This window comes from Serratia sp. LSHTC3 (genome assembly GCF_057197125.1).
In genome coordinates, this window is the sequence record NZ_JBXUNP010000002.1 from 634083 (window position 1) to 649131 (window position 15049).

At 58.3% G+C, this 15049-nt stretch carries 16 protein-coding genes; 11 read left to right on the forward strand and 5 right to left on the reverse strand.

The window, feature by feature from the left end; genetic code table 11:
* Window positions 1–76: 76 nt before the first annotated feature.
* The 3 genes from AC2CGI_RS10240 to pyrC form a co-directional block, all read right to left on the reverse strand.
* Window positions 77–355: a hypothetical protein gene (locus AC2CGI_RS10240; RefSeq protein ID WP_004927809.1), complete on the reverse strand. Its 279-nt coding sequence runs from the start codon at window positions 353–355 to the stop codon at window positions 77–79.
* Window positions 356–485: 130 nt separating this feature from the next.
* Window positions 486–725, reverse strand: coding sequence for a DNA damage-inducible protein I (dinI, locus tag AC2CGI_RS10245; RefSeq protein ID WP_015377444.1), 240 nt, complete (start codon window positions 723–725; stop codon window positions 486–488).
* Between the two features lie 75 nt (window positions 726–800).
* On the reverse strand, window positions 801–1847 hold the full coding sequence (gene pyrC, locus AC2CGI_RS10250) for a dihydroorotase (RefSeq protein ID WP_004927803.1): 1047 nt from the start codon (window positions 1845–1847) through the stop codon (window positions 801–803).
* A gap of 213 nt (window positions 1848–2060) precedes the next feature.
* Between pyrC and AC2CGI_RS10255 the strand changes: the two genes are divergently transcribed.
* Window positions 2061–2348, forward strand: coding sequence for a putative quinol monooxygenase (locus AC2CGI_RS10255; RefSeq protein WP_015377446.1), 288 nt, complete (start codon window positions 2061–2063; stop codon window positions 2346–2348).
* 60 nt (window positions 2349–2408) lie between these two features.
* On the opposite strand, the gene rne is transcribed toward AC2CGI_RS10255, so the two are convergent.
* Entirely contained in the window at window positions 2409–5741 is a 3333-nt protein-coding gene (rne, locus tag AC2CGI_RS10260; RefSeq protein ID WP_076740344.1) for a ribonuclease E, read from the reverse strand.
* Between the two features lie 552 nt (window positions 5742–6293).
* On the opposite strand from rne, the gene rluC reads away from it, so the two are divergent.
* Window positions 6294–7253 carry a 23S rRNA pseudouridine(955/2504/2580) synthase RluC gene (gene rluC, locus AC2CGI_RS10265; RefSeq protein WP_015377448.1) on the forward strand — a complete coding sequence of 320 codons (960 nt, stop codon included), beginning with the start codon at window positions 6294–6296 and terminating at the stop codon, window positions 7251–7253.
* A 6-nt stretch (window positions 7254–7259) separates the two neighbouring features.
* Here rluC and AC2CGI_RS10270 read toward each other — a convergent pair whose 3' ends face one another.
* A complete protein-coding gene (locus AC2CGI_RS10270; protein WP_004927784.1) occupies window positions 7260–7841 on the reverse strand; it encodes a Maf family protein in 582 nt (193 codons plus the stop codon).
* A gap of 141 nt (window positions 7842–7982) precedes the next feature.
* On the opposite strand from AC2CGI_RS10270, the gene yceD reads away from it, so the two are divergent.
* From yceD to pabC, 9 genes are all read left to right on the forward strand, one after another.
* The gene (gene yceD, locus AC2CGI_RS10275) at window positions 7983–8504 is read left to right on the forward strand and encodes a 23S rRNA accumulation protein YceD (protein ID WP_484593945.1); all 522 of its coding nucleotides are present in this window, start codon (window positions 7983–7985) and stop codon (window positions 8502–8504) included.
* Window positions 8505–8520: 16 nt separating this feature from the next.
* Complete coding sequence (gene rpmF, locus AC2CGI_RS10280) at window positions 8521–8688, forward strand: 50S ribosomal protein L32 (RefSeq protein WP_004927778.1); 168 nt, start codon at window positions 8521–8523, stop codon at window positions 8686–8688.
* Window positions 8689–8699: 11 nt separating this feature from the next.
* Window positions 8700–9734, forward strand: a complete 1035-nt coding sequence (gene plsX / locus AC2CGI_RS10285; protein ID WP_076740343.1) for a phosphate acyltransferase PlsX — start codon at window positions 8700–8702, stop codon at window positions 9732–9734.
* Between the two features lie 6 nt (window positions 9735–9740).
* A complete protein-coding gene (locus AC2CGI_RS10290) occupies window positions 9741–10694 on the forward strand; it encodes a beta-ketoacyl-ACP synthase III (protein ID WP_004928723.1) in 954 nt (317 codons plus the stop codon).
* Window positions 10695–10712: 18 nt separating this feature from the next.
* Entirely contained in the window at window positions 10713–11642 is a 930-nt protein-coding gene (fabD, locus tag AC2CGI_RS10295; protein ID WP_015377451.1) for an ACP S-malonyltransferase, read from the forward strand.
* An 11-nt stretch (window positions 11643–11653) separates the two neighbouring features.
* Window positions 11654–12388 (forward strand): 3-oxoacyl-ACP reductase FabG, encoded by a 735-nt coding sequence (gene fabG / locus AC2CGI_RS10300; protein WP_004928729.1) that lies wholly within the window; start codon window positions 11654–11656, stop codon window positions 12386–12388.
* Window positions 12389–12542: 154 nt separating this feature from the next.
* A complete protein-coding gene (gene acpP / locus AC2CGI_RS10305) occupies window positions 12543–12779 on the forward strand; it encodes an acyl carrier protein (protein WP_004719003.1) in 237 nt (78 codons plus the stop codon).
* An 82-nt stretch (window positions 12780–12861) separates the two neighbouring features.
* Entirely contained in the window at window positions 12862–14103 is a 1242-nt protein-coding gene (gene fabF / locus AC2CGI_RS10310) for a beta-ketoacyl-ACP synthase II (RefSeq protein WP_004928734.1), read from the forward strand.
* A 145-nt stretch (window positions 14104–14248) separates the two neighbouring features.
* Window positions 14249–15046, forward strand: a complete 798-nt coding sequence (pabC, locus tag AC2CGI_RS10315; RefSeq protein WP_015377453.1) for an aminodeoxychorismate lyase — start codon at window positions 14249–14251, stop codon at window positions 15044–15046.
* Window positions 15047–15049: the final 3 nt, after the last annotated feature.

Here is a 15049-nt window from a genome sequence, read left to right on the forward strand (position 1 = left end):
TGCAAAATAAATATTTATTTGAACAATTATTCTACAAATTTGTATGTGCAGCAGTGGATGAGCAGAGCGCAGCGCGTTATTCCGCGTCGGCAGGCGGCGATGCGCCATGCAGACATTTTTCCAGCTCTTCGGCCAAATGGGCGAAATGCTTTTGCGTTTCGGCATCGCGATTCTGGCTGTGCGATTCCAGCTTCAGGCTGTGGATCAGCCGTTGGTTGGCTTTGTCATCCAGGCTGAAGGCCAGATAAGAAAAAGCCACTTCCAGTACGTTCAAGCGCCTTTTCTGATCGGCTATCAGCGCCAGCAGTTCGCCAAACGTCATTGCGTCTTCGGATTTCACCTTGTCCGGGGCCATGCTTGCTCCTTTGCGTTAAATACAGCGCTGAGGCGGATTTTGTTCCAGAGTAAGGGTAAGCGATGAATGGGCAGGGCGCCAGAAACAAAAAAGCCGGAGAGCGACCCCCGGCAAAAACAGCATTGCAGTGTTATTCTGCGCTAAACCATTCGTCTGCGCTTTCCCAGGTTTCCTGAAGGATTTCCTCGATCAGATCCCGGTCGGTTTTGGCGCCCCCCAGCACGGAGAGCCCGTTGGCGCCGGCATAACGTACGTGCACGACGGCGTCTGGAAACTGGCGGTTGACCCGCTTGCCCAGTTCACCGGTCAGCGCCTCAATGGCGCCCGCCGGCAGCGGCCGGGTTTTATCTATAGTGACTTCAACACGCATAATTGCCCCCGAAGCGATTTACTGTTTATTTATACAGTTAACCGAGTGCGGGGGCAAGAGGGCGAAGCAAAAATATCAGTCTTTCAGCGACCAGTTCAGGGTTTCACCCGCCAGGAAGGGGATCACGGATTCATTGCCGAGGGCGATCTCTTCCGGCTGGGTGGTTGGCACGCGCTGCAGTTCGATGAAGTCTTCGTTGAGCGGCAGGCCATAGAAGCGCGGGCCGTTGAGCGAACAGAAGGCTTCAAAGTGTTCCAACGCGCCGAGTTGTTCGAACACGGCGGCGTAAGCCGGGATGGCATTCGGCGCGTTGAAGCAGCCGGCGCAGCCACAGCTGGACTCTTTACGGTGCTTGAGGTGCGGCGCGGAGTCGGTGCCAAGGAAGAAGCGGTCCGAGCCGCTGGCCACCGCCTGACGCAGCGCCTCCTGGTGGACATTGCGCTTGAGGATCGGCAAGCAGAACAGGTGAGGGCGAATGCCACCGACCAGCATGTGGTTGCGGTTGAACATCAGGTGCTGCGGCGTGATGGTGGCGCCGAGGAAACGATTGCCTGCCTGCACATATTGCGCCGCTTCCTTGGTGGTGATGTGCTCGAAGACGATCTTCAGCTCAGGGAAATGCTGGCGAATCGGTTCCATCACCTGTTCGATAAAGCGCGCCTCGCGGTCGAAGATATCGACGGCGGGATCGGTCACTTCGCCGTGGATCAGCAAAGGCATGCCGATTTTTTGCATCTGTTCGAACAGCGGGTAAATACCAGTCACGTCGCTGACGCCGTGGCTGGAGTTGGTGGTGGCGTTGGCCGGATACAGCTTGGCGGCAGTAAACACCCCTTGCTCGAAGCCGTTGACCAGTTCACTGGCCGCCAGGGAGTTGGTCAGGTAGCAGGTCATCAGCGGAGTGAAGTTGTGCCCCTGCGGGACCGCCGCCAGAATGCGATCGCGGTAGGCGCGCGCGGCGGCCACGGTCGTTACGGGCGGAACCAGGTTCGGCATCACGATCGCCCGGCCAAATACCTGACTGGTATAGGGCACCACCGTTTTCAGCATTTCATCGTCACGCAGGTGGATATGCCAGTCGTCTGGGCGGCGGATTTTCAGAACTTGAGGTTGTGCGGTCATCTAGCTAGGCTCCGGCGGTCAAATACGTCTAATGAAAAGCGAATAATGGGTTTATTCACGCCGGGGTGTAAGGATAAGCGGAAAGTGCCGCAGATGCATCTGTTTGTTGCCGACAAGTTGAAATCAATAGCGCGGCGGGCGCATAGTAACCGGGATTTCAACGATGCCGACGCCAATACCGTCGACCTTCATCAAGTGGAAAGGGAGAAAGCAATGGAAGTACGCGTTATCGCCACCCTGCAAGCGAAAGCGGGATTTGAAGCCGCCGTCAGCGAAGCGGTGCACGACATTATCGAGCCGAGCCGCCAGGAGTTGGGCAACCTGCAATATGACTTGCATCGCGATCTGGAAAAGCCGGGTGTTTTCGTGTTCTTTGAGCGTTGGGCCAGCAGCGAAGCGCTGGATAAGCATAATGAGACGGCGCATTTTCAGCAGTTCGTCAGCCGGCTTGACGGCAAGTTGGATGTTCTGGACATCAAAAAACTGAAGAAGATCGCCTGAGTATTTTACAGGCAAGAAAAAACCCGCCGATGGCGGGTTTTTTTAGGGGTGCAGATTAACTTATTCGTTAACCGGCTGCGGTTTGGTGGCCGGCGCGGTTGCCTGGCTCACCGCCGAATGGCCGCCTGCGGAGCCTTTGCCTTCGAAGTTGAAGGAAGGGCGCTGCCAGTCGCTGTGCTTGCGTTCTTCCGGTACATAGGCTGGTGCCGGCGCTTTGGTCATCGGTGCAGTGGCGATGTGTTTGTACAGCACGTTCTGCACGGCTTTCACCGGCGCCGGCTGCTGAGCAACCACTGGCGCAGGGGCTGTTTCCACCGGAGCGGCTTCCACGGCCGCCGCCGTAGGTGCAGCTTCTACCACTGGCGTTTCTTTCGCTGGCGTGGCTTCTACCGGCGCAGTTTCGACCACAGGCTCGTCCTCGACCGACTTAGCTTCAACTACAGGCTCTGCAGCAACGGTTTCAACTACCGGCTCGGCTTCCACTGCCGGGGCAGTCTCTTCCACTTTCGGCTCTTCAACCGCGGCTTCCGCCGGCGCCGGGGTTTCCTCGGCCGGGATAGCAACGACAGGCGCTACGGCTGCAGCTTCTTCCGTTACGGTGACGGCGGCAGTTTCAACGGCGGCTTCTGGTGCCGGTTCGTTGACGCTGGCCGCGGCCTGGGTTTCTTCCACGGCAACGTTGTGTTGTTCAACCGCTGCGGCGACAACCGGTGCCTGCTCTACGGCTTCGGTCTGCACTTCGGCTTCTTCAACCTGAGCGACCGGGTAGCTTACCCAGACTTTGCCCGATGCCATTTCCGGCGAAGCGAAGGCACCCGCCAGCGGCATTGGAGATTGCAGCGGGTAACGCTCATCGCGGTAACGACGGCGGCGCTGGCCGCTGACGCGCAGGTGACGCGGTGAACGACGGGAGCGGCGCGGCATGCCTTCGCCGTTGCCGCGGTTTTCACCCTGGGCATCGTCTTCCGGCTGTGCGGCAACGGTTTCCGGCAGCAGCTTGACGCTATCGTCGGCGGTCGGCTGCACGTCTTCGGCTTTCGCTACCGGCGCTTTCGGCGCCAACAGCTCTTCCGCTGCACGCTGCAGCTCTTCTTCGGCAGACAGGATACGCACTTTCTGCGTCAGCGTGCGGCGCTGACGGCGCTGCATGTTCTGCTGCTGGCGTTCTTCCTGCTCTTCGTCGGTGCTCTCGACCGCTTCAACGCTTTCCAGCGCTTTCACTTCCTGCTGAGCCTGACGTTTCTCTTCCTGACGGCGACGCTGGCGTTCAGCACGCTGCTCACGACGCTGCTGCTGATCTTCGCGCGGCGCTTTAGCGCTTTCTTCCGAAGTGGTTTCCTCCGCTACCGGCGCGTTCTGCTGCTGGTTGCGGCGGTTACGACGCTGCTCATCGCGGGACTCACGCGATTCACGGCCTTCACGGTTCTCACGCGGTTCACGGTTGTCGCGCTCGCGATTGTCACGGCCTTCACCGCGCTCTTTACGCTCGCCGCGTTCAGGACGATCGCCACGCTCACCGCGCTCTTTACGGCCGGTGCCTTGGCGGCGCTGACCGCGACGATCCTGACGACGGTTTTCACCGTTGCCTTCCGCTTTCGGCGTTTCGGCCGGTTTGGCTTCTTCGACGGCAGGTTGTTCTTCACCGGCGAACAGGCTCTTCAGACCACCGAACAGGCGGCCCAGGAAGCCCTGCTTGGCGGCGACCGGCGCTGCGGCTTTCGCCTTGGCGGCGGCAGCGACAGGTTTGGTCACGGCGACGGGCTCTTCAGCCGGCGGCGGCGCATCGGCGGACAGCGAGAAGGAAGCCAGGGCCGGTTGCTCCGGACGCTTGCGTTCCATCGGCGCATCTTCCAGCGGGCGCTCCATGTCTTCTTCGTGCAGCTTCGGCAGCAGGTAGCTGAGGGTAGAGGTTTCCTCGCCCTTGCGCACGCGCAGCACCGAGTAGTGCGGGGTTTGCATCTGATCGTTCGGCACGATGACGGCTTTCACGCCGCCCTGGCGTTTTTCGATCGCGCTGACGGATTCGCGCTTTTCGTTCAGCAGGTACGAAGCGACCTGAACCGGCACGATAGCGTGAACTTCTTTGGTGTTTTCCTTCAGCGCTTCTTCTTCGATCAGGCGCAGAATGGACAGCGCCAGCGATTCGTTGTCGCGAATGGTGCCGGTGCCGTTACAGCGTGGGCACACGTGGTGGCTGGACTCGCCCAGCGACGGGCTGAGGCGCTGACGCGACATTTCCAGCAGGCCGAAGCGGGAGATGCGGCCGATTTGGATGCGCGCGCGGTCTTGGCGCACGGCGTCACGCAGGCGGTTTTCCACTTCGCGCTGGTGGCGTACCGGCGTCATGTCGATGAAGTCGATGACGATCAGGCCGCCGAGGTCGCGCAGGCGCAGCTGGCGAGCGATCTCGTCCGCCGCTTCCAGGTTGGTGTTGAACGCCGTCTCTTCGATGTCGCCGCCGCGGGTTGCGCGCGCGGAGTTGATGTCGATGGCGGTCAGCGCTTCGGTGCTGTCGATGACGATCGAGCCGCCGGACGGCAGGCGCACTTCGCGCTGGAAGGCGGATTCGATCTGCGATTCGATCTGGTAGTGGCTGAACAGGGGAATTTCACCGCTGTACAGTTTGATTTTGCTGCTGAAATCCGGGCGACCCAGCGCAGCGATGTGCTCTTTGGCCAGATCGAGAATTTTCGGGTTGTCGATCAGGATTTCGCCGATGTCCGGGCGCAGGTAGTCGCGGAAGGCGCGCACGATAACGTTGCTTTCCTGGTGGATCAGGAACGGCGCAGGGCGGCCTTCGGCGGCTTTTTTAATCGCTTCCCAGTGCTTCAGACGGAAGGAAAGATCCCACTGCAGCGCGTCGGCGGATTTGCCTACGCCCGCGGTGCGAACGATCAGGCCCATGCCGTCCGGCAGCTGCAGCGAGGAGAGCGCTTCTTTCAGCTCGGTGCGATCGTCACCCTCGATGCGGCGAGAAATACCGCCGGCGCGCGGGTTGTTCGGCATCAACACCAGATAGCTGCCCGCCAGGCTGATGAAGGTGGTCAAGGCGGCGCCTTTGTTGCCACGTTCTTCTTTGTCTACCTGAACAATGACTTCCTGGCCTTCGCGCAGCACATCTTTGATGTTTGGGCGACCATGGGAAGAGTAATTGCTAGGGAAGTATTCGCGGGCGATTTCTTTAAGGGGGAGGAAACCATGTCGTTCTGCGCCGTAATCCACGAACGCTGCTTCAAGACTTGGTTCAATGCGGGTGATTTTGCCTTTGTAAATATTCGCTTTTTTCTGCTCATGACCCGGACTTTCGATATCCAAATCATACAGCCGCTGTCCATCTACGAGGGCAACACGCAACTCTTCCTGCTGAGTTGCGTTAATCAACATTCTTTTCATCTTAACTTACTCGTTATTTTTACATTATCGACAAAGCTGCGGGCAAAATAACCTCATGGCCGGAGTTAAACCGAAAGCCCCGTGTCTTCTCGCAAAGTCGTCAACCTCACGGTTGTCGCCTGCATAGGGGCGCATTATCTCGGTAAGCCTGCTTTTCTTTGTGAAAGACAGCACTTTTACTAGGGGAATAGCCTCTGATTTACGTCGACAGATCTGATTCCATTTGCCGGCCAAGCTGCAACCCGCAGCCCGCTAATTGTTTGATTTCGCATTACGTCTTACGCCATTGCTGCGTTTTTGCGCGATCAGACAAATTTTATAATTCCACCGTTTTCCCTGTTTAACGAGAATCAACGCGGAAAGTGACTGCATTATTCCACTGCTGATGCCGTTATAGCAAGGTGACTTTTCCTTAACTGCGGAAGAAATCGCAAACGTTCAAATCGGCTTGCTGCCTTATTGTCCGCTGGGGTTTCGCCCGCCGTCAGAGAGACAGTTAAGCACAGAAAAAGATGTGGCGCTATTCACGCGCTCTATTTAGAATCCCGCACCATGAAAACGAACAATCCAGCAGTACAATTCATCACGATTTCCGACGACGAAGCCGGTCAGAGAATCGACAACTTTCTGCTCGCTCGCCTGAAAGGCGTGCCGAAGAGCATGATTTATCGCATCGTGCGTAAAGGTGAGGTGCGGGTTAATAAAGGGCGCATCAAGGTCGAATACAAATTGGCGGCCGGCGACGTGGTGCGCGTGCCGCCGGTGCGCGTGGCCGAGCGCGAAGAGACGCCAGTGTCGGCCAAGCTGGATAAGGTGGCGGCGCTGGCCGACTGCATTCTGTATGAAGATGACCACCTGCTGATCCTCAACAAGCCTTCCGGCACCGCGGTGCACGGCGGCAGTGGCCTGAGCTTCGGCGTGATTGAAGGGCTGCGGGCGCTGCGCCCTGAGGCCCGTTTCCTGGAGCTGGTGCATCGGCTCGATCGCGATACCTCCGGCGTGCTGTTGGTGGCCAAGAAGCGTTCCGCGCTGCGTTCGCTGCATGAGCAACTGCGGCTGAAGGGCATGCAGAAGGATTATCTGGCGCTGGTGCGCGGCCAGTGGCAATCGCACTGCAAGGCCGTACAGGCGCCGTTGCTGAAAAATATTCTGCAAAGCGGCGAACGTATCGTGCGCGTCAACAGCGAAGGCAAGCCTTCGGAAACCCGCTTCAAGGTAGAAGAGCGTTACGAATTCGCCACCCTGGTGAAGGCCAGCCCGATCACCGGGCGTACTCACCAGATCCGCGTGCACACTCTGCATGCCGGGCACCCGATCGCCTTTGACGATCGCTATGGCGATCGCGAGTTCGATCGTCAACTGGCGGGTACCGGCCTGAAGCGGCTGTTCCTGCACGCCGCGGCGCTGCGCTTTGAGCATCCGGCCACCGGCGAAACGATGCGCATCGAAGCGCCGATGGACGAAGAACTGCGCCACTGCCTGCAGGTGCTGCGCCGGCAGGCGGCCAAGTAATCTGCGTCACACCAGCGGGTTGATGCCTTCAGCCCGCAACATGTCCAACAGCGCGATCAACGGCAGGCCGATCAGGGCGTTCGGATCCCGGCCTTCCAGCCTGTCGAACAGCGCGATCCCCAATCCCTCGCTCTTGAAACTGCCTGCGCAGTTCAGCGGTTGCTCCAGACGCACATAGGCGGCTATCTCCGCTTCGCTTAGCGCGCGAAAATGCACGTGAAACGGCTCGCACAAGGCTTGCAGCTGCTTGCTGCGGCCGTTGTACAGCGCCAGGCCGGTATAGAAAGTCACGGCCTGGCCGCTGGCCTGCCGCAGCTGCGCGCGGGCGTTTTCCTCGGTATGGGGCTTGCCGGTGATGTTGCCATCGATCACGCAGACCTGATCGGAGCCGATGATCAGATGCTCGGGATAGGCGAGGGCCAACGCCTGAGCCTTCGCCGCCGCCAGGCGCAGCACCAGCGCTTCGGCGCTTTCGCCGGGCAAGGGGGTTTCATCCACCTCCGGTGCGGCGCAGTCGAACGGCAGCTGCAGCTTCTCCAGCAGCATTTTTCGATAGGGGGAGGTGGAGGCTAAAAGCAATCTCTGCATAATTTTTTTCGCAAACCGTAGCGTAAATGGGTACGGCATTTTAAACTGTCGGCCGCTGTGGAAGCGAATATTGGTGAAAGGAGCCGTTTTACGGCCTTTTTCTTTGACTCTATGTCGTTACAAAGTTAATATGCGCGCCCTATGCAAAAGGTAAAATTACCCTTGACCATTGATGCGGTACGTACCGCTCAGAAACGCCTGGACTATGCTGGTGTCTATGCGCCTGAGCAGGTTACTCGTGTTGCCGACTCCGTGGTCAGTGTGGACAGTGATGTCGAGGTGTCGTTGTCGTTCAATATCGACAATCAAAGCCTCGCGGTGATAACAGGGCATGCGGACGTCACGGTAACGTTGATGTGCCAACGCTGTGGAGTCCCGTTCGAACATCAGGTTCACACAACATATTGTTTTAGCCCGGTCGTCAATGATGAGCAGGCTGAGGCATTACCGGAAGCGTACGAACCGATCGAAGTTGACGAGTTTGGCGAAGTCGATCTGTTGGCAATGATTGAAGACGAAATTATTCTTTCACTGCCTGTCGTTCCGGTACATGAATCTGAACACTGTGAAGTGTCCGAAGCGGACATGGTATTTGGCCAACTGCCTCCTGAGGCGGAGAAACCGAATCCGTTTGCCGTATTAGCCAGTTTAAAGCGTAAGTAATTGAGGAGTAAGGTCCATGGCCGTACAACAGAATAAACCAACCCGTTCCAAGCGTGGCATGCGTCGTTCTCACGATGCTCTGACCACGACTACTCTGTCTGTAGACAAAGTATCCGGTGAAACTCACCGTCGTCACCACATCACTGCCGACGGTTTCTACCGCGGTCGCAAGGTTATCGGCTAAGTAGCGATACCTTGACTCGTCTAACCCTGGCGTTAGATGCAATGGGCGGGGACTTCGGTCCCTGCGTCACAGTGCCTGCTTCGTTGCAGGCACTGGCCTCTAATTTACAGCTTCATCTCCTGCTGGTCGGCAATCCCGACGTCATCTCTCCCTTGCTTGCCCACGCCGATCCGGTTCTTCTGGAGCGTCTGCAAGTCGTGCCCGCCGTGTCCGTGATCGCCGGCGACGCCAAACCTTCACAAGCGATACGCGCCAGTCGCGGCACGTCGATGCGCATTGCGCTCGAACAGCTCAGCAGCGGCAACGCGCAGGGGTGCGTCAGCGCCGGCAATACCGGTGCGCTGATGGGATTGGCGAAGCTGCTGGTCAAGCCGCTGGAAGGCATCGAGCGCCCGGCGCTGATGACGGCGATCCCGAACCAGCAACGCAGCAAAACCGTGGTGCTGGATCTGGGCGCCAACGTTGAGTGCGACAGCACCATGCTGGTGCAGTTTGCCGTGATGGGTGCGGTGATGGCGAAAGAGGTGATCGGCATTGCGCAACCGCGGGTGGCGCTGCTGAATATTGGCGAAGAAGAGACCAAAGGCCTGGATAATATCCGCGAAGCGGCCGCTGTGCTAAAAAATACTCCGGCAATCAACTATATTGGTTACCTGGAAGGAAACGAACTGCTCACCGGCAAGACCGACGTGTTGGTTTGTGATGGCTTCGTGGGCAACGTCACCCTGAAAACCATGGAAGGGGTGGTCAGGGTGTTCTTATCGCTGCTGAAATCGTCCGGCGACGGAAACAAGCGAGCGTGGTGGCTGAAATTGTTGGGCCGTTGGTTGCAAAAACGGGTGGTTAAGCGGTTCGGCCACCTGAACCCCGACCAGTATAATGGCGCATGTCTGTTAGGATTGCGCAGCACCGTAGTCAAGAGCCACGGCGCTGCGAACCCTCACGCGTTTGCAGTCGCAATCGAACAGGCTGTGCAGGCGGTGCAGCGGCAAGTCCCGGAAAGGATTGCTGCGCGCCTTGAGGCTGTATTACCTAAGAGTGACTGATCGTACATGTATACAAAGATTCTCGGTACGGGGAGTTATTTGCCCGTACAAGTGCGCACCAATGCTGATTTGGAAAAAATGGTGGATACCTCTGACGAGTGGATCGTCACGCGTACCGGTATCCGCGAACGTCGCATCGCCGCCGCGGATGAAACCGTTGCGACGATGAGCTTCCAGGCCGCTGAAAAAGCGCTGGAAATGGCAGGTGTGGCTAAAGAAGACATCGGGCTGATCGTGGTGGCGACCACCACGAATACGCACGCGTTCCCGAGCGCGGCGTGCCTGGTGCAAGACATGCTGGGTATCAAAGACTGCGCGGCGTTCGATCTGGCTGCGGCCTGCGCCGGCTTTACTTACGCGCTCAGCGTGGCCGATCAGTACGTGAAAAACGGCGCGGTCAAACATGCGTTGGTGATCGGCGCAGATCTGTTGTCACGCACGCTGGATCCTGAAGATCGCGGCACCATCATCCTGTTTGGTGATGGCGCAGGGGCGGTGGTGCTGGGGGCGTCTGAAGAGCCGGGCATTCTGTCTACCCATCTGCATGCCGACGGCAGCTACGGCAACCTGCTGACGCTGCCATATAAGGATCGCCAGAATCAAGACAAGCCGGCCTATGTCACCATGGCGGGCAACGAAGTCTTCAAGGTTGCGGTCACCGAGCTGGCGCGCATCGTCGACGAGACGCTGCAGGCCAACAACATGGACCGCAGCGAGCTGGATTGGCTGGTGCCGCACCAGGCCAACCTGCGCATCATCAGCGCAACGGCGAAAAAACTGGGCATGGGGATGGACAAAGTGGTGGTGACGCTCGATCGTCACGGCAACACCTCTGCCGCCTCGGTGCCTTCCGCACTGGACGAAGCCGTGCGCGACGGGCGAATTCAGCGTGGCCAACTGGTGCTGTTGGAAGCCTTCGGCGGCGGCTTTACCTGGGGCTCGGCGCTGGTTCGTTTCTGATTTGGACAGGAAGAAAAAATGACGCAATTTGCTTTTGTTTTCCCGGGCCAGGGGTCGCAGACCGTTGGCATGCTGGCCGAGTTGGCCGCCCAGTTCCCGATCGTCGAAGAAACCTTTGGCGAGGCTTCTTCCGCCCTGGGTTACGACCTGTGGCAGCTGGTGCAGCAAGGTCCGGCGGAAGAACTGAACAAAACCTGGCAGACCCAACCGGCTCTGTTGGCCGCTTCGGTGGCGATTTTCCGCGTGTGGCAGCAGCAGGGCGGTAAAGCGCCTGCGCTGATGGCGGGCCACAGCCTGGGCGAGTACTCGGCGCTGGTCTGCGCCGGCGTGCTGGACTTCAAGGCGGCGATCCGTCTGGTCGAGCTGCGCGGCAAGCTGATGCAGGAAGCGGTGCCGGAAGGCACCGGCGCGATGTACGCCATCATCGGTCTGGACAACGACGCGATCGCCAAGGCGTGCGAAGAGTCCGCGCAGGGGCAGGTGGTTTCTCCGGTCAACTTCAACTCGCCGGGCCAGGTGGTTATCGCCGGCAATAAAGAAGCGGTTGAACGTGCAGGCGCCGCCTGCAAAGCCGCCGGCGCCAAACGTGCGCTGCCGCTGCCGGTGAGCGTGCCTTCGCACTGCGCGCTGATGAAACCGGCCGCCGACAAGCTGGCCGTGGCGCTGCAGGACATCACCTTCAACGCGCCGCAGGTGCCGGTGGTGAACAACGTCGACGTACGCACCGAAAACGATCCTGAAGCGATCCGCAGCGCGCTGGTGCGTCAGCTTTACAGCCCGGTGCGTTGGACCGAGAGCGTAGAATTTATCGCAGCACAGGGAGTGACGTCGCTGCTGGAAGTGGGGCCGGGCAAAGTGCTGACCGGTCTGACTAAACGTATTGTTGACACCCTGACGGCTGCGGCGGTGAACGACACCGCCAGCCTGTCGGCGGCGCTTGAACAATAAAGAGGAAAATGATGAGCTTCGAAGGTAAAATCGTTCTGGTCACCGGCGCGAGCCGCGGTATTGGCCGAGCCATTGCAGAAACGTTTGTAGCACGCGGCGCCAAAGTGATCGGCACCGCGACCAGTGAGAGTGGCGCTGAAGCGATCAGCGGCTACCTGGGCGCAAACGGCAAAGGGTTTATGTTGAACGTTGTTGATGCGCAATCTATCGACAGCGTGCTGGCATCGATTCGTGCCGAATTTGGCGAAATCGACATTTTAGTGAATAATGCCGGCATCACGCGTGATAACCTGCTGATGCGTATGAAGGATGATGAGTGGGAGGATATCCTCGACACCAACCTGACTTCCGTATTCCGCCTGTCAAAAGCGGTAATGCGCGCTATGATGAAAAAGCGGTTTGGCCGTATCATCACCATCGGTTCCGTTGTCGGTACCATGGGGAACGCAGGGCAGGCGAACTACGCGGCGGCTAAAGCCGGTCTGATTGGTTTTAGCAAATCTTTGGCACGTGAAGTTGCTTCTCGTGGCATTACGGTCAACGTCGTGGCACCTGGCTTTATTGAGACGGACATGACACGGGCGTTGACAGATGATCAACGCGCAGGCATTTTGTCATCAGTTCCAGCCAACCGGCTGGGCGATGCTAAAGAAATCGCCAGCGCTGTTGCATTTTTGGCCTCTGATGAGGCCGGCTATATCACCGGTGAAACGTTACATGTCAATGGCGGCATGTACATGATTTAAAAAATGTGAAAACCATTTGCGTTATTTGAGGCAAAAACCGCAAAATAGCGTAAAATCGTGGTTTGACCAGCCGGGATTTAGTTGCATCTTTTTCAGCATTTTATACACTACGAAAACCATCGCGAAAGCGAGTTTTGATAGGAAATTTAAGAGTATGAGCACTATCGAAGAACGCGTTAAGAAAATCATTGTTGAGCAACTGGGTGTTAAACAGGAAGAAGTTTTGAACAACGCTTCTTTCGTTGAAGATCTGGGCGCTGATTCTCTTGACACCGTTGAGCTGGTAATGGCACTGGAAGAAGAATTCGACACCGAGATTCCAGACGAAGAAGCTGAGAAGATCACTACTGTTCAGGCAGCTATTGATTTCATCAACGCTAGCCAGCAGTAAGAGAACATATCTAGGCGGTCGTTCGACCGCCTAAGTTTTTTCTATCCCTAGTGTCATATTTTTCCCTCCCTGGAGGACAAACGTGTCTAAGCGTCGAGTAGTTGTGACCGGACTGGGCATGTTGTCTCCTGTCGGCAATACGGTAGAGTCCACGTGGAACGCTCTTCTTGCCGGTCAGAGTGGCATCAGCCTGATCGACCATTTCGATACCACTGCCTATGCGACCAAGTTTGCTGGCCTGGTAAAGAATTTTAATTCTGAGGATTTCATCTCTCGCAAAGATGCGCGCAAGATGGACGCCTTTATCCAGTACGGTATCGCTGCCGGCATGCAAGCCATGCAGGATGCAGGTCTGGACATCACCGAGGCTAACGCCACCCGCATTGGAGCCGCGATCGGTTCCGGCATCGGCGGCCTGGGTTTGATTGAAGAAAACCACAGTTCACTGGTTAACGGTGGCCCACGGAAAATCAGTCCGTTCTTCGTGCCATCCACCATCGTGAATATGATTGCAGGCCACCTGACAATCATGTACGGCATGCGTGGTCCAAGCATCTCTATCGCCACCGCCTGTACTTCAGGTGTGCACAATATCGGCCATGCGGCGCGTATCATTGCCTACAATGATGCGGACGTGATGCTGGCCGGTGGGGCAGAGAAAGCCAGCACCCCATTGGGCGTCGGCGGCTTTGGCGCAGCGCGCGCCCTGTCCACCCGTAATGACAATCCGCAGGCGGCGAGCCGTCCGTGGGATAAAGACCGTGACGGCTTCGTGCTGGGCGACGGCGCTGGCATGATGGTGCTCGAAGAGTACGAACATGCGAAAAAACGCGGCGCGAAAATCTACGCCGAAGTGGTTGGCTTTGGGATGAGCAGCGATGCTTATCACATGACGTCGCCACCGGAAAACGGCGCAGGCGCTGCGCTGGCGATGGAAAATGCCCTGCTTGACGCCGGTGTGACCCCGTCACAAATCGGTTATATCAACGCACACGGCACCTCTACGCCGGCGGGCGACCAGGCGGAAGCGCAGGCGGTGAAATCCGTGTTCGGCGCCGATGCAGAGCGTGTGCTGGTGAGCTCGACCAAATCGATGACCGGCCACCTGTTGGGCGCGGCGGGCGCGATCGAGTCCATCTTCACCGTGCTGGCGCTGCGCGATCAGGCGGTACCGCCAACCATCAACCTGGATAACCCGGATGAAGGTTGCGATCTGGACTTCGTGCCTCACGAAGCGCGCCAGGTCAGCGATATGGAGTACACCTTGTGTAACTCCTTCGGCTTCGGCGGCACCAACGGCTCGCTGATCTTCCGCCGAGTATAACTCGCGCTGTGGATAGCTGACGAAAAGCCCGGTTTTTTAACCGGGCTTTTTTACGCCTGCCGTTTGGCCGCCGGCGGGGCTGCGTATCGTCTCGCCGCCTGTTATCCTGCGAGCGTAATGAAATAACCCGGCAACAGGAGGAAGCATGTACTGGATTAACGGACAACGCCACGATGCGCTGGCGCCGAGCGATCGCGGCCTGCAGTTCGGCGATGGCTGCTTTACTACCGCCCGGGTTATCGACGGTAAAATCGAGCTGCTGCCCTGGCATCTGGAGCGGTTGCAGCAAGCGGCGCAGCGATTGATGCTGCCTGCCACAGATTGGCTGGCTTTCGAGCGGGAGATGGCGCTGGCGGCCGAATCAATTCCGCTCGGCGTGGTCAAAGCGATACTGACGCGCGGCAGCGGCGGGCGGGGTTACAGCCCGACGGGGTGCGAAAACCCGACGCGCATCGTCGCCCGCAGCAGCTACCCTGCGCACTATTTGCAGTGGCGCGAGCAGGGCATCACGCTTGCGCTCAGCCCGGTGGCGCTGGCGCGCAATCCGCTGCTGGCGGGGTTGAAGCATTTGAACCGCCTGGAGCAGGTGCTGATCCGCGCGCATCTTGACCAGACGGCCGCCGACGAGGCGCTGGTGCTTGACACTGCCGGTATGCTGGTGGAATGCTGTGCGGCTAATTTGTTCTGGCGTAAGGGAAAAGCGGTATTTACCCCGGATCTGAGCCAGGCCGGCGTCGCGGGCCTGATGCGGCGGCGGGTGATCGCGCTGCTGGCGGGCTCGGAATACCGTCTGCATTGCGTCAGTGAACCGCTGGAGACGCTGGCCGATGCCGACGAAGTGCTGGTGAGCAATGCGCTGATGCCGCTGCTGCCGGTAAACGCTGCGCAATCATGGCGTTATGCTTCGCGCCAGCTGTATGATTTTTTGCGTCCACACTGTTAACCA

Bases quoted from the DNA above. Each gene is read 5' to 3' on its own strand.
- AC2CGI_RS10270 (WP_004927784.1), bottom strand. From the start codon at position 7,841: ATGCAGAGATTGCTTTTAGCCTCCACCTCCCCCTATCGAAAAATGCTG.
- AC2CGI_RS10290 (WP_004928723.1), top strand. From the start codon at position 9,741: ATGTATACAAAGATTCTCGGTACGGGGAGTTATTTGCCCGTACAAGTG.
- rpmF (WP_004927778.1), top strand. From the start codon at position 8,521: ATGGCCGTACAACAGAATAAACCAACCCGTTCCAAGCGTGGCATGCGT.
- AC2CGI_RS10240 (WP_004927809.1), bottom strand. From the start codon at position 355: ATGGCCCCGGACAAGGTGAAATCCGAAGACGCAATGACGTTTGGCGAA.
- AC2CGI_RS10255 (WP_015377446.1), top strand. From the start codon at position 2,061: ATGGAAGTACGCGTTATCGCCACCCTGCAAGCGAAAGCGGGATTTGAA.
- rluC (WP_015377448.1), top strand. From the start codon at position 6,294: ATGAAAACGAACAATCCAGCAGTACAATTCATCACGATTTCCGACGAC.
- acpP (WP_004719003.1), top strand. From the start codon at position 12,543: ATGAGCACTATCGAAGAACGCGTTAAGAAAATCATTGTTGAGCAACTG.
- yceD (WP_484593945.1), top strand. From the start codon at position 7,983: ATGCAAAAGGTAAAATTACCCTTGACCATTGATGCGGTACGTACCGCT.
- fabD (WP_015377451.1), top strand. From the start codon at position 10,713: ATGACGCAATTTGCTTTTGTTTTCCCGGGCCAGGGGTCGCAGACCGTT.
- fabG (WP_004928729.1), top strand. From the start codon at position 11,654: ATGAGCTTCGAAGGTAAAATCGTTCTGGTCACCGGCGCGAGCCGCGGT.
- rne (WP_076740344.1), bottom strand. From the start codon at position 5,741: ATGAAAAGAATGTTGATTAACGCAACTCAGCAGGAAGAGTTGCGTGTT.
- dinI (WP_015377444.1), bottom strand. From the start codon at position 725: ATGCGTGTTGAAGTCACTATAGATAAAACCCGGCCGCTGCCGGCGGGC.
- pyrC (WP_004927803.1), bottom strand. From the start codon at position 1,847: ATGACCGCACAACCTCAAGTTCTGAAAATCCGCCGCCCAGACGACTGG.
- pabC (WP_015377453.1), top strand. From the start codon at position 14,249: ATGTACTGGATTAACGGACAACGCCACGATGCGCTGGCGCCGAGCGAT.